Genomic DNA, 22,411 nt, shown 5'->3' on the forward strand with positions numbered 1-22,411 from the left:
TCAGGCTTCCAGCTCAACGTCCCAATAGAGCCAATCGTGCCACGTTTCGTGGAGATAGTTTGGCGGAAAGCTGCGGCCATGTTCCTGCAAATGCCAGCTGGTCGGCCGGATCGGCTCGATATGCAGCGGCATGCCGGCCTGTTTGGGCGTCCGCCCGCCCTTGCGCAGATTGCAGGGGGAACAGGAGGTAACGACATTTTCCCATGTCGTACGCCCACCCTGTGCGCGCGGCACGACATGGTCGAATGTCAGGTCGCGCACATGGGTGCCGCAATATTGACAGGCGAAGCGGTCGCGCAGGAACAGGTTGAATCGGGTGAAGGCCGGGAATTGCGACGGCTTCACATATTGTTTCAGCGCGATCACCGATGGCAATCGGATCGCCTGGGTGGGACTTCTCACCTCTCGCTCATAATGAGCGACAATATCGACGCGGTCGAGAAACACCGCCTTGACCGCCGTTTGCCATGGCCAGATGCTGAGCGGATAATAAGACAAAGGCGTATAGTCGGCGTTCAGAACGAGCGTCGGGCACGCGTCCGGATGGCGGATCAGATCGGGATGGAACAAGTAAGCCCCCCTTCGATACCGTGTCTTGGCGCGATGTCGCGTCAAGCGATGACGCCATGATGACAGCCGGCGAATCACCGGGTCAAGGGGAGAGGATAGTTGACCGAAACTGTTACCTACGAGGTCGCTGATCATGTCGCGACCATCACGCTCAATCGCCCGGAACGACGCAACGCGCTGAACTGGGATGCCTATGCCCGGCTCGAGGCAGAATTCCGGCGCGCGGTGACCGACGAGGAAGTGCGCTGCGTGATCGTCACGGGCGCCGATCCCGCCTTCTGCTCGGGCGACGACGTGGCCGAGATCATGGCCGGCCCCGATTCCTTCACCGCACGAAAGGCGCCGCCGGTGGTGCGCCACCAGCCGACACCAGCCGCCATGGCGGCGCTGGAATGCGACAAGCCGGTGATCGCCGCCGTGAATGGCGCTGCGGTCGGCTGGGGCATGGAGCTGGCGCTCTATGCCGATATCCGCCTCGCTTCGGAGAAGGCGAAATTCGCCGAGCTGTTCATCAAGCGCGGCCTGGTGTGCGATGTCGGCGGCTTCTATCGCCTGCCCTCCATCGTCGGGCCGGCCAAGGCCGCTGAGCTGTTGTTCACCGGCGACGTGATCGACGCGGCGGAAGCGGCGCGGATCGGCCTGGTGCGCGAGGTGGTGCCGCATGACGAGCTGATGGCGCGGGCCCGGGCGCTCGCCGCACGCATCGCCGCCAACCCGCCGCTGGCACTGCGCTACATGAAGGAAGGCCTGCGCCGCGCCGCTTATGGCGATCCGCGTGAGCTTGGCGGATGGGCGATCGAGACGATCCGCCGGCTGATGGCGACCGAGGACCACAAGGAGGGCGTTGCCGCCTTCATGGAGAAGCGCGAACCGGTCTTCAGCGGACGCTAGATCCCGGTGCACAAGACTTGATCCAGTCTCCTGGAGGAGCCTCCCCGGCGAAGGCCGGGGTCCAGATGGACAGCGTTTGTAACAGCCGCTGCGCGTGCCGGCTTTGCTCCGCAACTGGGCCCCGGCCTTCGCCGGGGAGGCGGGTCAAACTAGCTGGATCTCGTTCTCGAACCCGGTTCATACGTCCGGGCGCGATTTGGTAGAAGCCGAGGTCCGGGCACAAGGAAAGTGGCGACTGCCACTTCCTCTTGTCGCTTGGACCCTGGTCTTGCCCCGAAAGGCTTGCCCCGTCGCCGCCGCCTCTACACATGCCCGCGCGTGATCGTCACCCGCTTCGCCCCCTCACCCACCGGCCGCCTCCATCTCGGCCATGCGTACAGTGCGATCCTAGCACATGACCGTGCCCGCGCAGCCGGCGGGCGGTTCCTGCTGCGGATCGAAGATATCGATGGCACGCGCAGCCGCCCGGAGCATGTCGAGACGATCATCGCCGATCTCGCCTGGCTCGGCCTCAGCTGGGACGGGGAGGTGGTTCGTCAGTCGTACCGCCTTCCCGCTTATGCCGCCGCTCTGGACCGGCTGCGCGACATGGGCCTCCTCTATCGCTGCTATTGCACCAGAGCGGAGATCGCCGCGGCCAGCCTGTCGGCCCCGCATGGCGCGGAGCCGCTCTATCCGGGCACCTGCCGGTCACTGGCGGAACAGCATTCCAATCGGCCGCACTGCTGGCGCCTCGACATGGTACGCGCGGTGCAGGCGGCGGGGCCGCTTCACTGGCGGGATCATGGCCAAACCATCGCTGCGGACCCGCTGTCCGCCGGCGACGTCGTGCTCGCGCGCAAGGATGCGCCCGCCAGCTATCACCTGGCCGTCACGATCGACGACGCATGGCAGGGCGTGACGGACGTGGTGCGCGGGCAGGATCTGTTCGCCGCCACCCATGTCCATCGCCTGCTTCAGGCGCTGCTCGGCCTGCCCACCCCTGCCTATCACCACCACGCGCTCCTCACCGGGCCGGACGGTGTTCGCCTCGCCAAGCGCCACGGGGCGCCAGCGCTGGCCGACCTTCGCGAGCGTGGCGCGGACGGGCTGGCGCTGGCGGCGCAGCTGCGCGCGGGACGGGTTCCCATCGGTACCGGCGATCCCTAAATTGGAACGATGCAAACCTTTCTGGTCATCCTCCTCGTAGCGGCGCTGATTGCGACGCTCGTCGCGCTGGTGCGCGGCATCGTCGCCTTTCTGCAGAACGCCAGCGCGGAGGCGCGGGGAACCGGCCCCACCGGGCCGACCCAGAGCCAGCTCAAGTCGAACAAGATGATGCAGCAGCGTATCTTGTTCCAGGCGCTCGCCGTCATCATCGTGGTCGTGCTGCTGTTCTCCGCCGGACGCACCTGATCTCACCCGCGGCATCGCGCCGCATGATGAACCAAAAGGCCGGCTGTTGGTTAACCCCTGATCACGGTTAGCGGATGGTCGGGAAGGGCGTTCACCTTTCCACTGTCCTCGTCTGCGCGCGTTGGCGCCCCGGCGATCATGGTGGAAGGTCCAACAGGCGATGCAGCCGCGCGAAGCCCCCTCGCACGATGATCTGTCCGCGCAATTCGCCCGTGTCCGATCGCTGACCCAGGCGTTGGTCGCCCCGCTCAGCGATGCCGATGCCACCGTACAGTCGATGGACGATGCTTCCCCCGCCAAATGGCATCTGGCGCATACCAGCTGGTTCTTCGAAACCTTTATCCTGCGTGATCACGTGCCCGGCTATCGCCTGCACGATCCGCGCTTCCCGTTCCTGTTCAACAGCTATTACGAGGCGGAGGGGCGCCGCCACGCGCGCGGCCGCCGGGGCATGATCACACGCCCTTCCCTGGCGGAGGTCATGACCTATCGCGCGGCCGTGGATGCGGCGCTGATCGCCGCCATGCCAACCCTCGACGGTGCGGTGCGCGATCTGGTGGAGCTTGGCTGCCATCATGAGCAGCAGCATCAGGAATTGCTGCTGACCGACATTCTCCACCTCTTTTCGGAAAACCCGCTCGAGCCCGCCATGTGGCCCGCCGCCCCGAAGGTGCCGGTCGCGATGCCCGGCCCGATCGGCTGGATCAATCGTGACGAAGGCGTGGTCGAGATCGGGCATGACGGCCAGGGTTTCGCCTTTGACTGCGAAGGGCCGCGCCATCGCGCCCTGCTGGCGCCGCATTCGCTCGCCGATCGCACTGTTACCAACGGCGAATGGCAAAGCTTCATCGCCGATGGCGGCTATCGCGAGCCGCGCTGGTGGCTTGCCGACGGGTGGGCCTGGTTGCAGCGCGAGCGGATCGCCGCCCCGCTGTACTGGGAGGAGCGCGACGGCGTCTGGACCCGCTTCGGTCTGGACGGTCGCCGCCCGGTCGACCCCGCCGCGCCGGTTACCCATGTCAGCTTCTACGAGGCGGATGCCTATGCAAGCTGGGCAGGCGCCCGCCTCCCGACCGAGGCGGAGTGGGAAGCGGCCGCGGCCGACCATGACCCGGCCGGGGGCAATCAGCTTGACGAGGCGCGCGCGATCGAGCCGCGCCCTGCCATCGATGCCCCGGCTTTCTTCGGCAATGTGTGGGAATGGACCGGCAGTGCCTATCGCCCTTATCCCGGCTTTGCCGCCGCGGATGGCGCGGTGGGCGAATATAACGGCAAGTTCATGAGCGGCCAGTTCGTGCTGCGCGGGGGATCCTGCGCCACGCCACGCGGCCATGCGCGCGCCTCCTACCGCAACTTTTTCTACCCTCACCAGCGCTGGCAATTCACCGGCGTGCGGCTCGCCCGCGATCGCTGACACCAGCCGGCAGGAGGCTGGGCCCATCGCTCCGTCGTCCATGCGGCACGAACAGGAAGGAAGCCAATGCTGAAGCAGGAAATGGAGGACGGCCAGGCGTCCCTCGCCGATCCGCAGTTCCGCGCGGATGTGCTGAACGGGCTTGAGCTTCGCCCCCGCGCCATCCCCGCGCGATGGTTCTACGATCGCCGCGGGTCGGACCTGTTCGAGGATATCACCCGCCTGCCGGAATATTATCCGACGCGCACCGAAACCGCATTGCTTGAGCGGATCGCGCCGGCGCTTGCCGCGCAGGTTCCGCCGGGCGCCGCGGTGGTCGAATTCGGTTCCGGCTCCTCCACCAAGACACCGCTGGTGCTCGATGCCGTGCAGCCCAGCGCCTATGTTCCGATCGACATTTCCGGCGACATGCTGCGCGAATCGTCGCGTCTTCTCTCGGATCGTTACCCGGGCCTTCTGGTGCTGCCGTTCGAGGCGGATTTCACCCGGCTGGTCGATCTGCCGCGCACCATCGCCGATGCGCCCAAGCTCGGCTTTTTTCCCGGCTCCACCATTGGCAACCTGATGCCGCGCGCGGCGGTGGATCTGCTGCGGGCGATGCGCGGTTCGCTTGGCGAAGGAGCACGGCTGCTGATCGGCATGGACCGGATCAAGGACGAAGCCGTGCTGATCCGCGCCTATGACGATGCGGCAGGCGTGACGGCGGCGTTCAACTGCAACCTGCTGGCCCGCATCAACCGCGAGCTGGAGGGCACGATCCCGCTCGACGCCTTTCGCCACCGCGCGATCTGGAATGATGATCGCGCGCGCATCGAAATGCATCTGGAGGCGACGCGCGACGTGTCATTCGAGGTCGAGGGTCGCCCCTTTTCGATCACGGGTGGCGAGACGATCCATACCGAGAACAGCCACAAATACGGCCCGCGCGATGCCCGGATCCTCCTGCGCGCCGGCGGGTGGACGCCGCTGACGGAATGGACCGACCCCGACGGGCTGTTCGCCGTGATCCTGGCGGAGGCACAGGCCGAGCGCCTCGCGCCATAAAAGAACCGGTGATGAGCGACACCGCCGACCGCGACGATCCCGCGCTTTGGGAAAAGGTGAAGGCGAAGGTGACCGCCGGCGACAAGGGCGGTCACAAGGGCGAATGGTCAGCGCGCAAGGCGCAGCTTGCCGTTGCCGAATATAAGAAGGCGGGCGGCGGCTATCGCGGCAGGAAGGACGCTGACAACAGCCTTCACCAATGGACAAAGGAGGATTGGGGCACCCGCTCGGGCCGGAAGAGCGAGGATAGCGGCGAGCGATATCTGCCCAAGAAGGCGCGCGAGGCGCTGACCGACCGCGACCATGATCGCACCACCGCCCAGAAGCGACGCGACACGAGGAAGGGCAAGCAGCATTCGGCGCAGCCGGCGGATGTCGCCCGCAAGACGGCGCCCTTCCGGCATGGCGACGCCGACCTCACCAAGGCGGAGCTGTTGGAGATGGCCCGCGCCAAAGGTGTGAAGGGCCGCTCCACGATGAACAAGGCGGCACTGATCAAGGCGCTGCAGGCTTAGGGTTTGATCCGGCCAGTTTGATCCGCCTCCCCGGCGAAGGCTGTACGCGGTTGCGCGATAGAGCCGGCAGGCACACCGGATTTTGACGACGCCTTCCCACCTGGCCCCCGGCCTTCGCCGGGGAGGTGCTTCCGGCAGCTTGGGTCAAACCCGAGCGCCGCCTTCCCTTCAGCGCGATCACGTCACCGCCGCGCGCTCCGCATAGGCCGGGTTGCGCCACGCCTCGCTTTCCATCACCTCGGCCAGGATCTCCACCGCGCGCCATACATCCTCATGCGCGGTGTAAAGCGGCGTCAGGCCGAGCCGCAGCACGTCCGGCGCGCGAAAGTCGCCGACGACGCCGCGCGCGATCAGTGCCTGCGAGATTTCCCACGCATGGTCATGCGCCACGCTGACATGGCTGCCCCGCGCATCGGGATCGCGCGGCGTGACCAGCGTGAAGCCCGCGCCGGCGCACCGCTGCTCAAGGCCCGCGATCAACAGGTCGCCAAGCGACCGGCTCTTCGCAACCACGTCCGTCATGGCCACGCCCTCGAAGGTATCCAGCCCCGCCGCAAGCGCCGCCATGCCAAGGATCGGCGGCGTGCCGCACAGGAACCGCTTCATGCCCGCGCCCGGCGCATATTCGTCGCCAAAGCCGAACGGCGCATCATGGCCCATCCAGCCGGTCATCGGCGAGCGCAGCCGCTCCTGCCATCGCCGCGCGACATAAAGGAAGGCCGGCGCGCCCGGCCCGCCATTCAGATATTTGTAGCCGCAGCCGACCGCCAGATCGACGTGGCAACCGCCAAGATCCACCGCCACCGCACCAGCGCTATGGCTGAGGTCCCATAGGATCAGCGCGCCCGCCGCCTGCGCCGCCGCCGTCAGCCCGGCCATGTCGAGCATCGCCCCGGTCTTGTAGTGAACATGGGTCAGCACCACGACGGCCGTGTCGCCGTCGATCGCCGCCGCCATCTCCGCCGCCGGCATCGTGCGTACCCGCCGCTCCGGCAGCACCGCCGCCACGCCTTGCGCGATATACAGATCGGTGGGGAAATTGCCCGGCTCGGTCAGGATCGTCGACCGCCCAGGCTGCGCCAGGCAGGCGGCGGTGATCAGCTTGAACAGGTTGGCCGAGGTGGAATCGGCCACGATCACCTCATCCGTCGCCGCGCCGATCAGCGGCGCGATGCGCGCGCCAAGCCTGGCCGGCGCGTCTATCCAGCCATGTTTGTTCCAGCTCGCGATCAGGTCCGTACCCCATTGCCCCTCGACCGTGGCGGCGATCCGCGTCGGCGTGTCCACGGGCAGCGCGCCCAGCGAATTGCCGTCGAGGTAGATCAGCCCTTCTGGCAACGCGAAACGCGTGCGACAGGCGCGCAGCGGATCGGCCGCGTCCATGGCTTTGACCTGGGCGAGATCGGGCCAGCGGGTCACAGGACCGCCCTCACCGTCAGTAGTTCGGGGAAGAACACCTGATCGATCACCCGCGCGAGATAGGGCACTCCCGCCGTGCCCCCCGTCCCGCGCTTGAAGCCGATCACCCGCTCCACCGTCTTCAGATGCCCGAACCGCCAGAGCTGAAAGCGATATTCCAAATCGACCAGCTTTTCGGCGAGTTCATAGAGGTTCCAGTAACGCTCGGGCGCGGCATAGACCGTGCGCCAGCAATCCTCCACCTCGGGCGACGCCTCATAGGGCTGAGTCACATCCCGCGTCAGCTGCTCCTGCGGGACCGGCAGCCCTGCCCGCGCCAGCGCTCTCAGCGCCTCATCATAGATGCTTGGCTGCTCCAGCGCATCCTGCAGCAGCGCCTGCAGATGCGGGGAATCACCGAACACGCGGATCATTCCGGCGTTCTTGTTCCCCATCAGGAATTCCATCGCGCGATATTGGTGCGACTGGAAGCCGGAGCTTGAGCCGAGCTTGCCGCGCATCGCGGAATAATCCGCCGGGGTGATCGTCGCCAGGATCTCCCAGCTGCCGATCAACTGCTGCTGCACCCGCGCAACGCGCGCCATCATCTTGAACGCGGTGTCGAGCCGATCCTCCGCAATCGCCCGGCGCGCCGCGGTCAGTTCGTGCAGGCACAATTTCATCCACAGTTCGGATGCCTGGTGGATGACGATGAACAGCATTTCATCATGCGTGTCGGACAGCGGCGTCTGGCAGGCGAGCAGCTCGTCCAGCCGGAGATAGCCGGTATAGGTCAGGTCTCCGGACGGTGCCTCGGCGGAAGGGTTGGCGCGATTTTCCATGCCGCCGCCCCTAGCGCGAAAGCGCCATCCGGCGCAGCCCGTTAGTTCGCGTCGCTCTTCTCGGTCCTGTCTGCGGGTGCCTTCGCGGGCGTGGCGGCGGCGATCGTGCGCACCTGGCTCTGGCACGGCGGCGCGGCACCGGCGAAATCCTCGAAACTGCCGAACCGGTTGGTCGCGTCCGCCACAATCGACGAGCCCTTGTCCTTCACTTCCCAGACATAAGCCTTGTTGTTGTCGAACCCTGATATGGCGGCGTTCAGCGCCGCCGCCTCCGCCGCGCTGATCTCCGGCGCGTCGACCCGGCGGCTCTTCACCATGCGCGCGACCTGCCCGTCGAAGGACGAGATGCGCCAGTAGGAGATGCCGCCCAGCGTCCGATCCATCGGGTTGGAGGAAAAGGACCAGCGGAAGCCCTTGCCTGCCGGTGGCACCTTCACCGTCGTGGCATAGCAGGAGAAGGCAGGATAATCATTGGCATAGGGCGCGTCCTGCGGCTGATCCTTGGGCCGCTTCAGCTCGGACGGGGGCGGAAAGCCGCCGCCGAAGAGATAATGGGTATGCCCTTCCTTGGCGTCGCCCTCCCAATCGACCTTGCCCTCGCCCTCCAGGCCAAGCACGAGCAAGCGATTGTCCTCGTCGAAGCGCCAGGTGGTACGGGTCGCCTCCACCGCGGGATATTGCTGCCGCCAGTAGGCGGCCAGCATCTTGTCCGCGTCGCTGGCGGCCACCCCGGCCAGCTGCGCGCGGATGCCGTAGATTTCGTCGCCGCGCAGGGTCTGCTGAATGCGGAAACGGCCGGGCTTGTCGAAACCCGCGGTGGCATCGATGTCTACCACCTCGACCCGGTTCGGCAGGCGTGGGGCGGGTAAGACGATCGCTTCCAGCGCCGCACCTTTGGCGCGCAGCGGCAGGACCCAGCGGGACAAGGGCGGGTCAAGCGCGTCCAGCGAGCGATCGCCCAGCCGCGTGCCGTCAAGCCACACCGGTGCGCCATTGACCGTCGCACGCACCACCACATGGTCGAACAGCGACGGGCTGGGCAGTCGCTCGTCCAAGCCATCGCCGCCCTTGCTTGCCACCAGCACGGGCTCGGCGGCGATGCCCATCTCCTGAAGCAGGGCGATCAGCAGCGCGGTCTTGCCCTTGCAGTCGCCGAACTTGCGGCTCCACGTCTCGTCGGCATTGGCGGGCCGGTAGTTACCGCCGTCCAGCCCCACATAGACGTAGCGGATGCGATCCTGCACCAGCCGCAGCGCCGCTGCCACGCGGCCCGCCGGATCACTGGTTTCCGACGCGATCCGCCGAGCTTCGGCGCGCACCGGCGAGTCCGGCGCCAGCACCGCTGCCTGCACATAGGAGCCGGCGAACGACCGCGAGAGGGTTGCCCAATCGGCATAGTCGCTGAACTGCACCAGCCGCTTCACCATATACCGTACTGGCGCCTGCTCCGGCACGGTCACGGATGAAGGATCGACCAGCAGGTATTGATGCTCGACCTCACCGCCCAGATCACGCACGATCGGGGTCGGCACGTCGGCGGCGTTGCGGAACGTCAACGGCGTGGCTTTGGGCGACAGCACGCGCAAGCGATACGCGCCGCGCATGCCCATCAGCGGGAATTGCATGAAGCCATCGGCCCGGTCGACTGGTCCGATCGCGCGACGCCGCTTGGTCGCCGCGAACTCCAGCTCGTCCCCGACCTGAAGCCCCGCCGCCTGCAATGTGGCGGTCAGATCGCCATAAAGCATCGACTGTTCGAGATCATTTTCGCGCTGGATGACGGCGAACTTCTGTGCCGCGAGCACGTCGATGCTCTTGCCGTCACGAATGATCGCCAGCCGGTGAACGATCATCTCCTCACTGGCCGGGGACCAGGTGACGGCGATGTTGCCGATGGCCAGGCCCTCGGGCGAGAGAAGCTTCGCCTTCCACGCCTGGTACTCGTCCTGCACGCCGTTGCTGACGCGCACCTGGCTGTCCGAATAGACGAAGCGCAGCGGGGCGCCCGGAGGCAGCGGTGCCTCGGTTGCGGCCGGCGGGGCGATTACCCAGTCCCAACTGGGCGCGTAACGCACCTCCCGTCCACTGGCCACGCGCTTGCCCGCCGCGTCCGCTGCGGAAGGGCGCGACTGCGCCGCCACATTGCCGGCGAGCGCGCTCGCCAGAACGATCGAAAAGCCAACGAACCGCATGTTTCCCCCAGGATCCCCGTGGCTCAGCCTATCAGCGCGTAGCTCGCCCCGCGAGACAGAATGTTGGCGGACGGGCCGCACGGGTCGTCCTGTTGAGGAACGAAGTGACCATCGGGAGCAAGGCGGCGGATGACAGGCGCCTGCCGCAACAGCTAAGCGCGCTCCATGGACTATGTCGCCCTGAAGAACTTCGTTGCCGGCTTGTTCAACAGCGGTGGCGACACGATCGCGCATGTTCATGGCGGGATGGCCGCGCTCATGCTGGCCCGGCTGATCACGCGCCGTTCGCTCGCCACGCCAGTGCCCTTGGTGTTCGTGGTGGTTCTTCAGCTGCTCAATGAATGTATTGATCGGTACAATCACGGGTCATGGCGGTGGCCGGACACGATCGGCGATACGTTGAACACGCTGTTCTGGCCGACCGTGCTCTTCGTGGGGCTTCGCCTGCGACGTCAGCGCGACCCGGTGCGCGAGGAAGCGAGCGCCGAAAGCTGAGCCGCCCCCCAATCAGCCGGCCATGCGCCGCCGATCTTCCGCATCAAGCGCGCGCAGCGACACGCCCCGGCTTTCGCGCATGAACAGCGCGGCGACCAGGCTGACGGCGGCGCTCAGGCCCACATAAATGGCAAGCGGGACCCAGCTGTCATAGGCACGCAGCATCGCCGCCCCGATCAGCGGCGCCCAGGAGCCGGCAACGATGGCCGTCACCTGATAGCCCAGCGACACGCCGGAATAGCGCATTCGCGTCGGGAACATTTCCGCCATGATGGCGGGCTGCGGCGCATACATCAGGCCGTGCACCGCAAGGCCCGCCATGATCGCGGCCAGCATGGTCGCCGTGTCCCCGGTGTCGAACATCGGAAAGGCCGCAAAGGGCCAGCCAATCGCCAGCGCGGCACCCAGGATGTAGACCGGACGCCGCCCGATCCGGTCCGCCAGCGCACCGGCCGCTGGGATGACGATCACGTGAAGCAAATGGCTCAGGAACAGCAGCCCCAGGATGCGGCTGGTCGCGATGCCGCGATGCGCCAGATAGGTAATCGAGAAGGTGACGACCATGTAGTAGAGGATGTTCTCGCCGAAGCGCAGGCCCATCGCGTTGAACACGGCCCGCGGATAGCGCCGGAACACCTGCGAAACGCCATGCCCCGCATCCTTGCGCTGTTCCGCCTCCGCGCGCGCAGCGTGGAACAGCGGTGAATCGCTCACCTGCGTGCGGATGTAATAGCCGATCGCGATGATGATCACCGACAGCCAAAAGGCGACGCGCCAGCCCCAGGCGAGAAAGGCGTCCTGCGTCAAAAAGGTGGAAAGAAGCAGGAGCACGACGGTGGCGAGCACGTTGCCCAGCGGCACGCCGGCCTGCGGGAAACTGCCCCAAAAGGCGCGGCTGCGGTTCGGGCTGTGCTCGGTCACCAGCAGGATGGCACCGCCCCATTCGCCGCCCAGTGCGAAGCCCTGGATGAAGCGCAGCGTCACTAGCAGCGCGGGCGCCCAATAGCCGATCGTCGCGAAGCCGGGCAGGCAGCCCATCAGGAAGGTCGAGGCACCGATCAGCACCAGGCTGAACTGCAGCAGCGACTTGCGCCCGATCCGGTCGCCGACATGGCCGAACACTATCCCGCCAAGCGGCCGGGCGATGAAGCCGACGGCATAAGTGGCGAAGGCGGCGATGATGCCGTCAAGGTTGTTGCCGGTCTGCGGGAAGAACAGCTTGCCGAACACCAGCGTGGCGGCCGTACCGTAGAGAAAGAACTCATACCATTCGACGATGGTACCTGCCATCGACGCGCCGACCACCTTGCGCAGATGGGACAGGTCAGCCCTGGCTTCGTGGTCCATCTCTCTCCCCTTTCGCGCCGACCTGCACGGGACCGCGCCGTCCGCGTTGCTTAGATCGGCACGCCTGCCTTGCCCAGCGGCGCTTGCCCAGCGGCGTTTGCGCCAATGGCCGGCTTTCGCCGGATGGAGGCCGTTCACGGCCAAGATGATCCCGTTTCGGGCCACGACCATACCGAAAAATTTCCCCTCCGAACCGATGGTTGGGCGGTACAATCGCGAATTTCTGCCTATAGGGGAGCCTGGCATGGGGCTCGACGAACCAGAACGGCAGCGGAGCCGAGCGCCGCGACGGGATGCGCAGGAACGGCGGGAGGCACTGATCGCCTCGGCCGTTCTGTGCTTCACGGCAGAGGGCTATCGCGTACCGCTCGACACGATCGCGGAGCGCGCGGGCGTCGGTCGCGGGACGCTTTACCGCAACTTCAAGGATCGCGAGGCGCTGGTCCTGGCGATCTTCTCGCGTGAGGCGGACCGGCTGGAAAGCGGGCTCGATCCCGCCCGCCCGCTGATCGAGATACTTTCCGCCTTCGTGCTGGACGGCGCCGTCGCGGCATCCCTGTTCGCCAGGATCGCAGCCGATCTTCAGCTTGATCAGGGCAACCGGGCAGCCTTTGACGCGCTCGCCGGCAGGCTCGAACGTATCCTGGAGCCGGCTGTCGCGGTGGCGCGGCAGCGCGGTGAGATCGCCGACACGATCATGCCGCGCGACATCGTTCTGGCCGCCCGCATGGCCAGTGCAGTCGTGCGTCCGTCGCAAAGTCGCGAGCGGGCGGCGGCACAGGTCAGCGGCGCCCTTCGCCTGATGTTTGACGGCCTGCGCCCGCGCTAGCCGCCGGGGCAGCGGCGCCGATTAGCGCGCAGGCGATCAGATGATGCGGCATAGCTCTTTTGCCGTCGCTTACCGTCCGTTGGCCCTATTACATCCGCGGACCGGCGACGGCACGGACCGCACGCTTGGGCTTTTCGTCGATCAGCTTGGCGATGGCGGGAGAGCGCGTGTCGGCCTTGGCATAGTCCCTGGCGGACATGCCGGCGATGTTGTCGGTCTGGTCAGGGTTGGCGCCTGCCGCCAACAGGCTGCGGACCATCGGGAGATCACGCTTCTGGACCGCACGGATCAGCGGCGTTTCACCACCGCCATTACCCAAGTTCGGGTTCGCCTTCGCTGCCGTTAGAATGTCGACCAGCGCATTCTGGCCATATTGCACCGCCAGCAGCAGCGGGGTGTCGCCACGACCATCACGCATGTTCGGATCGGCCCCGCGTGCCAGCAAGAAGCGCAGATAGGTTCCGTCGCCGCGCTTCACCACGATGTGCAACGCCCCTTCACCCGTGGTTATATCGCGGGCGTTGACGATGCGTTGACCGGGCTGATCAAGCATCTGCACGACTTCATCGCCCTTGGACTTACGCACGGCTTCAAGAAACTTGTACCCCTGCGACTGCTGCTGCGCGGCGGCCGGAAAGGCAGCAAGAATGAACAGGGGGACGAACAGGCGGCTAAGCGTCTTCACTGGCAAACGATCCATCTGATGGTTGCGGCGCCCGCCCTAACAGATCAAGGCTGGCGGTGCCATGAATGTCCGTGCCCTTGCCTGGTTAGTGCCACTCGCCCTTGTCGCCTGCTCCCCGGCGCAATCGCCGGCCCGCCCGCCGCTGGAAGGGGCGAGGATCGGCGGTTCGTTCACGCTGACCGATCAGGATGGAAAGCGCCTGTCCGACTCGTCCCTCGCGGGCCGGTACCGGATCATGTATTTCGGTTACACCTTCTGTCCGGACGTCTGCCCCGTCGACGTGCAGAACCTGGCAGCCGCGCTGAAGCTGCTCGACAAGAGCGATCCGGAGCTGGCCCAGCGGATCGTTCCCGTGTTCGTCACCATCGACCCGGTGCGCGATACACCGGCGGTTCTGAAGCAGTTCGTCTCCGCCTTTCACCCGCGGATGATTGGCCTGACCGGGACGCAGGACGAAATATCCAAGGTGGCCAAGGAGTTCGCCATCTTCTATCAGCGAGGCAAGGGCACGCCGGACGGCTATCTGATGGATCACAGCCGCCAGGCTTACCTGATGTCGCCAGAGGGAAAGCCGCTCGCCTTGCTCCCGCAGGACAGCGCACCTCAGGCGATTGCCGATGAGATCAAACGCTGGGCCGAATGAACCGCTTCTGGGAAGACACGCCGCTCGACAAGCTGGACCGCGCGCAGTGGGAGGCGCTGTGCGACGGCTGCGGCAAGTGCTGCCTCCACAAGCTGGAGGATGAGGAAACAGGCGAGCTGTTCGCCACCAACGTTGCTTGTCGCCTGCTCGACCGCCGCAGCGGCCAATGTTCCAATTACCGCCATCGCCACGCCTATGTCTCGGAATGCGTGCGCCTTTCCATGCGCAACGTGGATGCGATCGAGTGGCTGCCCAGCACCTGCGCCTACCGGCTGCGTTTGAATGGCGAGCCGCTGCCGGCATGGCATTACCTTGTCTCCGGTGATCGCGAGGCGGTGCATCGCGCCGGCGAGTCCGTTCGCGGATGGACGATCAGCGAAGATGATGCCGGCGAACTGGAGTATCACATGACGGATCGCCGGCTGTGATCGCCGCGTGGCACTCCGATCTGGCGATATCCTGCGGTCTGTGACCGAAGACATCGAGATTGTCCGCCATCCGACCGCCCGCCGGGTCAAGCTGGCGTTCGATCCCGCAAGCGGCCGGATTCGCCTGACGATCCCCAAGCGGGCCTCCGCCACCAAGGCGCTTGCCTGGGCCGCGGGCCACCGCGAGTGGATCGCGGCGCAGCGTGCCAATCTGCCGCAGGCGAGGCCATTCGCGCCGGGCGCCATCATTCCGGTCGCCGACGACAGGTTGACGATCGAGTGGCGGGAGGGCGCATCACGCATCGTGCGGCGGGAAGGCGATCGGCTGCTACTCTCCGGCGCGTCCGCGACCGTGGCTCGGCGGGTCGAAGGCTGGCTGCGGCGGGAAGCGCTGCGGCTGCTGGAGGCTGACACCAGCCTCTATGCCGATCGCGCTGGTGTGCGCGTCGCGCGCGTGTCGATCGGTGACCCGCGCGGCCGCTGGGGAAGCTGCACCAGCGACGGAGCGATACGATATAGCTGGCGCCTCCTGTTGGCGCCGGCCGCCGTCCGGCAGGCGACCGCCGCGCACGAGGTCGCCCATCGTATCCACATGAACCATTCGCCCGCGTTTCACGCCCTGGTTGAGGCGATCTATGGCGAAGATCCGACTCCGCACCGCCAGTGGCTACGCACCAACGGCGCTTCGCTTCACTGGTATGGGCGTTCCTCGACCGGCGGCGGCGGCGGCTGAACCCGTCGATCGCGACGCGGTTCGCGGGGCGGCTCGCGCCCCGTCACGCGGTCGATCCAATCCTGATCCAGCCGCTGTTCGGGCGCCGCCGGCGCTGGCGGTTCCTCATAATAGCCTTCGGGAACCGGACGTTCGCCACGCGGCGAGGGTCGCTCAACGCCCCGGCCATAGCCGTCATCCGGCAGTGGCACGCCGTCCACCGCGATCGGCGCGCCGGTTTCATCCACGAAGACGCTATTGTCCGGCTCCCCGAAATAGCTCTCTTCATCTGGCTCCAGCTGCCATTCGGGGAGCGTCACTTCGGTTTCGAACTGTTCGATCGGCCGCTTCGACACCGCCTTGCCCATGAACTGCGCAAAAGCGCGCGCCGGCGCCGCGCCGCCCTGCAGGCCGCCGACCGCCTTCGCATCGTCACGCCCCATCCAGACGCCCGTCGTGAGCCCGGACGAGAAGCCAAGAAACCATCCGTCCTTGGATGAAGAGGTGGTGCCGGTCTTGCCAGCCACCGGCCGTCCGATCTGCGCCGCGCGGCCGGTACCGGTGTTGACCGCCGTCTGAAGCAGATCCGTCATCTGCGCCGCGACATAGGGCGCGACAAGCACGCGGCTGCGATCCACCTCATGCTCGAAGATCACTTCATTGTTCGCCGTCACCTTGGTGATGCCAAACGGCGTCACCGCCACGCCCTTGTTGGCAACGCTGGCGAAGGCGCGGGTCATGTCGATCAGGCGGACGTCCGAGGTTCCAAGGACCATCGACGGATGCGTGTTGATCGTGGATGTGATGCCGAAACGCCGAGCCATGTCGGCAACGGTGGTGAAGCCGACCTGCTGCCCAAGCTTCGCCGCCACGGTGTTCAGCGAATAGGCGAACGCCGTGCGCAGCGTGACCTGTCCGGAGAAACGTCGGGAGCTGTTCCTGGGGCTCCACCCGCCGATCGACACCGGCTCGTCGACAACGGTGGATTCGGGCGTCATTCCCGCTTCCAGCGCCGCCAGATAGACGAAGAGCTTGAACGCGGAGCCAGGCTGGCGCTGCGCCTGAGTGGCACGATTGTAGATGGAGGACACATAGTCCTTGCCGCCGACCATCGCCCGAACCGCGCCGTCGCGGTCCAGCGCCACCAAGGCGCCCTGCGCGCCGGCGGGGGCATTGGCGCGCACGGCCGCATCGGCCGCCCGCTGCATGTTCAGATCAAGCGTCGTCCAGACCTCAAGCGGCCGTTCCGTTTCATCGATCAGCAATTCGAGCTGCGGCAACGCCCAATCGGTGAAGTAACGAACGCTGTTCTGCTTGGGCTCGGGCGCGAGCTTTACCGCGTCCGGGTTCGCATCGGCCGCCTCGCCCGCGCTGATCACGCCGTTTTCGGCCATCACCCGCAGCACGACCTGCGCACGGTCAACCGCCGCCTGCGCGTCCGCGGTGGGCGAGTAGTTGGACGGCGCCTTGACCAGCCCGGCGATAATCGCGGCCTCGCTCAGCGACAGCCGATTGGCGCCATGGCCGAAGAATTTGCGCGACGCGGCATCTATCCCATAAGCGCCGCCGCCGTAATAGACCTTGTTCAGGTACAGCTCGAGCACCTGATCCTTGGTGAACTTGCGCTCCATCGCCAGCGCAAGGATCCATTCGCGGAACTTGCGGCCGAACTTCTTCTGATTGTTGAGGAAGACATTGCGGGCGAGCTGCTGGGTGATGGTGGAGCCGCCCTGCACCCAGCGCCCGCGATCGAGGCGTACCTTGACCGAGCGCGCGACGCCGATCGGATCAACGCCCAGATGACTGTAGAAGCGCTTGTCCTCTACCGCGATGGTCGCATCGCGCATCACACGCGGGATACGATCAAAAGGCAGCCATTCGCCGTAGCTCGGGCCGATCGATACCAGCACCGTGCCATCCACCGCGTGCACGCGGATCATCTGGCCGTTGGGCGAGGATTTCAGCTCCTCGAACGAGGGCAGCTGCGCACGCGCGATGTACACCGCGGTGACAAGAGCACCAAGCGCCAGCACTCCGAGCGCGATCATCAGCTTGATCGTGATCGAAAGGCGGCGGCGCCAGGGCGAACGGGGAGCAGGGGCGCGGGCCATCGAAGCGCCTTGTGGGATAGAAGCTTAGGCTGTGCTTAACAAGATGGGCTACCTCCGCCGCGCCAGACGGAGCCGGCGGACGGAGGAGCGGTCACTTGCGGGCGCGGAAATCGAGGCTGACCGAATTCATGCAGTAGCGAAGACCGGTCGGCGGCGGGCCATCGGGAAAGACGTGCCCGAGATGGCTGTCGCATCGCGCGCAGCGGGTCTCGATCCGCACCATCCCGTGGCTCGTGTCGCGATGATCGGAAACGACCTCCGGAGAAATGGGCTGGGTGAAGCTGGGCCAGCCGGAACCGGAGTCATATTTGTCGGCGCTGTCGAACAGCTCGAGCGCGCAGGCGGCGCAGTGATAGATGCCGTCCGCCTTATAGTCATTATACTTGCCGGCAAACGCCCGCTCCGTGCCGGCTTCGCGCAGCACGTGATATTGCTCCGGGCTAAGCCGCTGTTTCCATTCGGCTTCCGACAGGTTCAACTGATCCATGGACGACTGCTCTCCGTGATTGGCTCTGCATCTGGGTCCGCAGGGTGCGCGGTGCAAGTCAGTCGTTCGACCAGCGGGCCCAGATCGCGGTCGGCAGCACCAGGCCGCGCGCCTCCTCGCGGACGCCAAGCTCACCGGCTTCCACCGTGCCTGGCATATCGGCGAAGGCCTGGCGCAGCATCTCGCCGATCGCCAGCGCCGACATGCGCACCGCATAGACGGTGAGGAACAAGGCCCGCGAATTACCGTCGAGCAGCTGGCGGCAGTCGGCAATCAGGCCCGGCAGATGCTCCTCCAGCCGCCAGATCTCACCATCCGGCCCGCGGCCGTATTTGGGTGGATCGAGCAGGATCGCATCGTAGCGGCGGCCGCGGCGCACCTCGCGCGCGACGAACTTGGCGGCATCGTCGACGATCCAGCGCACCGGCCGATCCGCCATGCCGGACAGCTTCGCATTGGCGCGCGCCGCCTCCACCGATTTCTTGGAGGCATCGACGTGCACCATCTTGGCGCCCGCCGCCGACAGCGCGAGCGTCCCGACGCCAGTATAACCGAACAAATTCAACGCCTCAGGCTCGGCCACGCCATCCAGCCGCTCGCGCAGCCATGACCAGACCGGCGCCATGTCGGGGAAGAAACCGAGGTGTCGGAACGGCGTGTTTTGCGCGGTGAAGCGGACGGTGCCCGGACCGACTCCCCAGGCGAGCGGCCAGCCGTCGCGCGGGGTGGCACGGTTGAAGCGCCACTGGCCGCCGCCGTCCTCGTCGCTGCCGGGGATGAACTCGCCGTGCGCATCCCAATTCCCGTGCGCGGGGGCCCAGAGCGCCTGCGGTTCGGGGCGGATGAAGCGATAGTCGCCATAGCGTTCCAGCTTCCGGCCATGGCCGCAATCGACCAGGCCGTAATCACCCCAGGGTTCACCGATGAGCGTATCGAGTTTCATGGAAGAAGCGTTACCGCCATGCTGATGGACTTGGAACCACCCGGCGGCACGAGAAAAATGCCGGGTTTATCAGCAAGTTCCCCCGCATAACCAGTTGGATCGGCGATGCCGTGCCAAGGCTCGACACAGATGTAACGGGCGCCCGGCTTGGTCCAGATGCCGAGCATCGGCGTATCGGGAAAGTCGATCCGCAGGGCGGGACCCTCGGGCGCGCCATAGGTGACGCTGGACGAGCGGACGTTATCCCACACCAGGGCATCGTGCGCGAACAGATTGTCGGCGAGGTGGAGCGTGCGCCCGTCCAGCGGCGACGGGAGTGAACCGGCCTTTATCGTGCCGTCATCGGCAATGGGTCGGACGCCATCCGGCTCATTTTGGCCAAAGGTGATGACGTGCTGGCCACGTTCCGCGCCGCCCGGCAGCGGCCAGGCGAAAGCGGGGTGAAAACCGAAACTCGCCGGCAGATCGGCCGCGTTCGGATTGGCGATGACGATCTCGGTCAGGAGCGTCGCGCCTTCGAGCCGGTAGGTCGCCTCGAGCGTGAAGGCGAAGGGATAATGGACGCGCGTCTCGTCGCTATCCTGCAAGCGGAAGGTCGCGTGCGCGGGACCATGGTCGATCAGCGTGAACCGCAGGCGGCGGGCGAAGCCGTGCTGCTTCATCGGATAGGCGCGGCCGTCGACCCGGATCACCTCGCCGGCGGGCTTGCCGACGACGGGGAAGAGCAAGGGTGCACGGCCCGTCCAGAACGCAGGATCGGCATCGGTCATCAGCTCGCGGCCGGCAGCGTCCTTCAGCGAGGAGAGTTCCGCGCCAAGGGGGTTGATGGCGGCGGATAGGTGATCGTTCGCGATGGTGATCCAGTCGGTCACTTTACCTCCACGGTGTTGTCGCCATTTCTACCCCGTTCGGGCTGAGCTTGTCGAAGCCTGTGCCAAGCAGCGTTCCGCGCTGTGTGACACGCCCTTCGACAGGCTCAGGGCGAACGGGGGCGGTATCAGCCCCTTAGCGACGCGCCCAGCTTCGCGGCGGCGGCCACCACCTTGTCGGCGATCGCCTTCAGCTCCGCCTCGACGAACGCCTTGTCGCCCGGCTGAAGCACGACCTCGACCGCCATCGAAGTCTCGCCGTCCTTGGCGAACACGTCAAACACGCGAGCCGAGACGATCGCGCTCTTGTCCGCGCCCTTTACCGCGCGGGCCAGCGCGTCCGCGGCGAGCCCCTCGGGCACAAGGAAGGCGAAGTCGCGGCGAACAGCCTGAAGCGCGGGCGGCGTATAGGCCGGGCGCATGAAGCCGGCCGATCGTTTGCCGGGGATCGCATCGAGGTACAGCTCCACCGCGGCGACGCCGGCGTCGAGATCGAACGCCTGGGTGACGCGGGGATGGAGGATGCCGAAGGCGGCAAGCACCGTCTTCGGCCCAAGCCGCAGCGTGCCCGACTGGCCGGGATGCCACGCATCGCCCGCTTCCCCGAACACCTGGAGATTGTCCACCGGCGCACCGGCCGCGGCGAGCAGCGACAGCGCCTCCGCCTTGGCGTCAAAGGCGTCATAGGCCTGCGCCTTGCCCGACTGCCAGCCGCGCGCGCGGCGCTCACCGGCGAGGACAAGGCCAAGCGTCGCGCGTTCCTTGTCGGCAAGATAGCGGCGGCCGATTTCGAACAGCCGCACGCTGCCAGCGCCGCGACGCACGTTGCGCGACGCCGCCGAGAGCAGGCCGGGCAGCAGCGAGGGGCGCATGACCTTCAGATCCTCGCTGATCGGATTGGCGAGCGTGAAGGCGCCGCCGCCGAAGGGCGCGGCCTCACCTTCCGAAATGAAGCTCCACGTCACGGCTTCGTCGAGGCCGCGGGCGGCGGCGGCGCGGCGGACGCGGCGTTCCAGCTTCTGTTCCGGCGTCGCGGTGGGCGTGGCGACACCCGGCGCGCGCGGCAGCGGGACCGAGGGGACGTTGTCGATGCCCTCGATGCGGATCACTTCCTCGACCAGATCGGCCGGGCCGTCGATATCGCGGCGCCAGGTCGGCGGGGTGACCTGCCAATCGTCGGTGACGGTGAAGCCGAGCGACGTGAGAATCGCACGCTGCCGATCCGGCGCGACGGCGAGCCCGCCGAGCGTTTCGGCGCGGGCCGGATCATAGGCATAGCTGCGCGTGCCGAGAGGCGGCTCGCCAGCGCGGGTGATGCCGGTCGCCTGACCGCCGCAGAGGTCGAGCACCAGCCGGGTCGCGATGGCGAGGCCCTGCTCAAGGAAGGCGGGATCGACGCCGCGCTCGAACCGCTGGCGCGCGTCGCTGGTCAGCAGCAGCTTCTGACCGGTGCGCGCGATATGATCCGGATCGAAATAGGCGCATTCGATGACCACGTCGGTGGTCGTTTCCGACACGCCCGATTCCTCACCGCCCATGATGCCGCCGATGTCATGGACATGGGCATCGTCGGCGATGACCGTCATCGTTTCATCGAGCGTATAGGTCTTGCCGTTGAGCGCCAGCACCGTTTCGCCGGGGCGGGCCTGGCGGGCGACGAGGCCGCCCGACAGCTTCGCCCTGTCATAGACGTGGAGCGGTCGGCCGAGATCGACGGTCACGTAATTGGTGATGTCGACCAGCACCGAGATCGGCTTCTGACCGATCGCGTGCAGCCGCTTGGCCAGCCATTCCGGCGATGCGCCGTTGGTGACGCCGTTCACGCCCTGCGCGAAGAAGGCCGGGCAGCCGGCAGGATCGTCGGTGCGCACGTCGGGGCCGGGGCCGTCGCCGGCGACGGGCGCCACATGCGACCCGTCATTCCCGCGCAGGCGGGAATCCATATCCTCTGACGTCTCGGCGCCATCGCTGCCGCTGCGTGTATGGATCCCCGCCTCCGCGGGGATGACGGAAGAGGAACGAACGCTCAGCGGCTTCAGCGTGCCGAGGCCGGCGGCGGCGAGATCGCGGGCGATGCCGCGCACGCCCATGCAGTCCTGCCGATTGGGCGTGATGGACACCTCGATCACCGGATCGTTGAGGCCGGCCCATTCGGCATAAACCTCACCGACCGGCGCATCATCGGCCAGTTCGATGATGCCGTCATGATCGTCGCCCAGCTCCAGTTCACGCGTGGAGCACATCATGCCGTTCGATTCGACGCCGCGGATCGCGGCAACCTTCAGCACCATGCCGTTCGCCGGCACTGTCGCGCCCGGCATGCCGAACACGCCGACCAGATCCGCGCGGGCGTTGGGCGCGCCGCACACGACCTGCAACGGGCCGTCGCCCGCATCCACCGACAGGACCTGGAGCTTGTCCGCCTGCGGGTGGCGCTCCGCCGTCAGCACACGGGCGATGCGGAAGGCCGCGAGCTTCTCGCCGGGATTGTCGACGCCCTCGACCTCGAGGCCGATGCGGGTCAGGCCGACGAGGATCTCGTCCAGCGATGCCGTGGTGTCGAGGTGATCCTTGAGCCAGGAAAGCGTGAATTTCATGGTT

22 protein-coding genes are annotated in these 22,411 nt (G+C 66.6%); 11 read left to right on the plus strand and 11 right to left on the minus strand.

The window, feature by feature from the left end; all coding sequences use genetic code 11:
* The gene (locus BMX36_RS12465) at positions 1 to 570 is read right to left on the minus strand and encodes an HNH endonuclease (protein WP_066781449.1); all 570 of its coding nucleotides are present in this window, start codon (positions 568 to 570) and stop codon (positions 1 to 3) included.
* Between the two features lie 99 nt (positions 571 to 669).
* On the opposite strand from BMX36_RS12465, the gene BMX36_RS12470 reads away from it, so the two are divergent.
* The 6 genes from BMX36_RS12470 to BMX36_RS12495 all read left to right on the plus strand — a co-directional run bounded on the left by BMX36_RS12470 (position 670) and on the right by BMX36_RS12495 (position 5,829).
* Positions 670 to 1,461 (plus strand): enoyl-CoA hydratase/isomerase family protein, encoded by a 792-nt coding sequence (locus tag BMX36_RS12470; RefSeq protein ID WP_093065910.1) that lies wholly within the window; start codon positions 670 to 672, stop codon positions 1,459 to 1,461.
* Between the two features lie 318 nt (positions 1,462 to 1,779).
* The gene (gene gluQRS, locus BMX36_RS12475) at positions 1,780 to 2,610 is read left to right on the plus strand and encodes a tRNA glutamyl-Q(34) synthetase GluQRS (RefSeq protein WP_093065912.1); all 831 of its coding nucleotides are present in this window, start codon (positions 1,780 to 1,782) and stop codon (positions 2,608 to 2,610) included.
* Between the two features lie 9 nt (positions 2,611 to 2,619).
* Positions 2,620 to 2,856: a twin transmembrane helix small protein gene (locus BMX36_RS12480; protein WP_093065914.1), complete on the plus strand. Its 237-nt coding sequence runs from the start codon at positions 2,620 to 2,622 to the stop codon at positions 2,854 to 2,856.
* Positions 2,857 to 3,016: 160 nt separating this feature from the next.
* Positions 3,017 to 4,270: an ergothioneine biosynthesis protein EgtB gene (gene egtB / locus BMX36_RS12485; protein WP_093065915.1), complete on the plus strand. Its 1,254-nt coding sequence runs from the start codon at positions 3,017 to 3,019 to the stop codon at positions 4,268 to 4,270.
* A 66-nt stretch (positions 4,271 to 4,336) separates the two neighbouring features.
* Complete coding sequence (gene egtD, locus BMX36_RS12490) at positions 4,337 to 5,314, plus strand: L-histidine N(alpha)-methyltransferase (protein WP_066781442.1); 978 nt, start codon at positions 4,337 to 4,339, stop codon at positions 5,312 to 5,314.
* 11 nt (positions 5,315 to 5,325) lie between these two features.
* Entirely contained in the window at positions 5,326 to 5,829 is a 504-nt protein-coding gene (locus BMX36_RS12495; RefSeq protein ID WP_093065917.1) for a hypothetical protein, read from the plus strand.
* A gap of 177 nt (positions 5,830 to 6,006) precedes the next feature.
* On the opposite strand, the gene kynU is transcribed toward BMX36_RS12495, so the two are convergent.
* The 3 genes from kynU to BMX36_RS12510 are packed head-to-tail and all read right to left on the minus strand — an operon-like array spanning position 6,007 to position 10,261.
* Positions 6,007 to 7,248: a kynureninase gene (gene kynU, locus BMX36_RS12500; protein ID WP_371262882.1), complete on the minus strand. Its 1,242-nt coding sequence runs from the start codon at positions 7,246 to 7,248 to the stop codon at positions 6,007 to 6,009.
* Positions 7,245 to 8,069 carry a tryptophan 2,3-dioxygenase gene (locus tag BMX36_RS12505; protein ID WP_066775162.1) on the minus strand — a complete coding sequence of 275 codons (825 nt, stop codon included), beginning with the start codon at positions 8,067 to 8,069 and terminating at the stop codon, positions 7,245 to 7,247. The genes kynU and BMX36_RS12505 overlap by 4 nt, the downstream gene beginning before the upstream one ends.
* Before the next feature lie 41 nt (positions 8,070 to 8,110).
* Positions 8,111 to 10,261: a DUF3857 domain-containing transglutaminase family protein gene (locus BMX36_RS12510; protein WP_177179129.1), complete on the minus strand. Its 2,151-nt coding sequence runs from the start codon at positions 10,259 to 10,261 to the stop codon at positions 8,111 to 8,113.
* Between the two features lie 165 nt (positions 10,262 to 10,426).
* On the opposite strand from BMX36_RS12510, the gene BMX36_RS12515 reads away from it, so the two are divergent.
* Entirely contained in the window at positions 10,427 to 10,756 is a 330-nt protein-coding gene (locus BMX36_RS12515) for a hypothetical protein (RefSeq protein ID WP_066775156.1), read from the plus strand.
* Positions 10,757 to 10,768: 12 nt separating this feature from the next.
* On the opposite strand, the gene BMX36_RS12520 is transcribed toward BMX36_RS12515, so the two are convergent.
* Positions 10,769 to 12,103, minus strand: a complete 1,335-nt coding sequence (locus tag BMX36_RS12520) for an MFS transporter (protein ID WP_093065921.1) — start codon at positions 12,101 to 12,103, stop codon at positions 10,769 to 10,771.
* A 244-nt stretch (positions 12,104 to 12,347) separates the two neighbouring features.
* On the opposite strand from BMX36_RS12520, the gene BMX36_RS12525 reads away from it, so the two are divergent.
* Entirely contained in the window at positions 12,348 to 12,932 is a 585-nt protein-coding gene (locus BMX36_RS12525) for a TetR/AcrR family transcriptional regulator (RefSeq protein ID WP_066775145.1), read from the plus strand.
* 88 nt (positions 12,933 to 13,020) lie between these two features.
* Here BMX36_RS12525 and BMX36_RS12530 read toward each other — a convergent pair whose 3' ends face one another.
* A complete protein-coding gene (locus BMX36_RS12530) occupies positions 13,021 to 13,617 on the minus strand; it encodes an ankyrin repeat domain-containing protein (protein WP_331710368.1) in 597 nt (198 codons plus the stop codon).
* A gap of 61 nt (positions 13,618 to 13,678) precedes the next feature.
* Here BMX36_RS12530 and BMX36_RS12535 point away from each other — a divergent pair, with 61 nt between their 5' ends.
* The 3 genes from BMX36_RS12535 to BMX36_RS12545 are packed head-to-tail and all read left to right on the plus strand — an operon-like array spanning position 13,679 to position 15,421.
* Entirely contained in the window at positions 13,679 to 14,260 is a 582-nt protein-coding gene (locus BMX36_RS12535; RefSeq protein WP_066775141.1) for an SCO family protein, read from the plus strand.
* The gene (locus BMX36_RS12540; protein ID WP_177179130.1) at positions 14,257 to 14,688 is read left to right on the plus strand and encodes a YcgN family cysteine cluster protein; all 432 of its coding nucleotides are present in this window, start codon (positions 14,257 to 14,259) and stop codon (positions 14,686 to 14,688) included. Before BMX36_RS12535 ends, BMX36_RS12540 begins: the two co-directional genes overlap by 4 nt.
* Positions 14,689 to 14,728: 40 nt before the next feature.
* Entirely contained in the window at positions 14,729 to 15,421 is a 693-nt protein-coding gene (locus BMX36_RS12545) for a M48 family metallopeptidase (protein ID WP_093065924.1), read from the plus strand.
* Here BMX36_RS12545 and BMX36_RS12550 read toward each other — a convergent pair.
* From BMX36_RS12550 to pheT, 5 genes are all read right to left on the minus strand, one after another.
* Positions 15,379 to 17,511, minus strand: coding sequence for a transglycosylase domain-containing protein (locus BMX36_RS12550; protein ID WP_093065926.1), 2,133 nt, complete (start codon positions 17,509 to 17,511; stop codon positions 15,379 to 15,381). The two genes, BMX36_RS12545 and BMX36_RS12550, sit on opposite strands and share 43 nt — an antisense overlap.
* A gap of 91 nt (positions 17,512 to 17,602) precedes the next feature.
* Positions 17,603 to 17,998, minus strand: a complete 396-nt coding sequence (gene msrB / locus BMX36_RS12555; protein WP_093065928.1) for a peptide-methionine (R)-S-oxide reductase MsrB — start codon at positions 17,996 to 17,998, stop codon at positions 17,603 to 17,605.
* Positions 17,999 to 18,056: 58 nt separating this feature from the next.
* The gene (locus BMX36_RS12560) at positions 18,057 to 18,941 is read right to left on the minus strand and encodes an RsmD family RNA methyltransferase (protein WP_093065930.1); all 885 of its coding nucleotides are present in this window, start codon (positions 18,939 to 18,941) and stop codon (positions 18,057 to 18,059) included.
* Positions 18,938 to 19,813, minus strand: a complete 876-nt coding sequence (locus BMX36_RS12565; RefSeq protein WP_093065932.1) for an aldose 1-epimerase family protein — start codon at positions 19,811 to 19,813, stop codon at positions 18,938 to 18,940. The genes BMX36_RS12560 and BMX36_RS12565 overlap by 4 nt, the downstream gene beginning before the upstream one ends.
* 125 nt (positions 19,814 to 19,938) lie before the next feature.
* A complete protein-coding gene (gene pheT / locus BMX36_RS12570) occupies positions 19,939 to 22,407 on the minus strand; it encodes a phenylalanine--tRNA ligase subunit beta (RefSeq protein ID WP_093065934.1) in 2,469 nt (822 codons plus the stop codon).
* Positions 22,408 to 22,411 lie beyond the last annotated feature (4 nt).

The sequence above is a fragment of the Sphingomonas sp. OV641 genome, assembly GCF_900109205.1.
Classification (GTDB): Bacteria; Pseudomonadota; Alphaproteobacteria; order Sphingomonadales; family Sphingomonadaceae; genus Sphingomonas.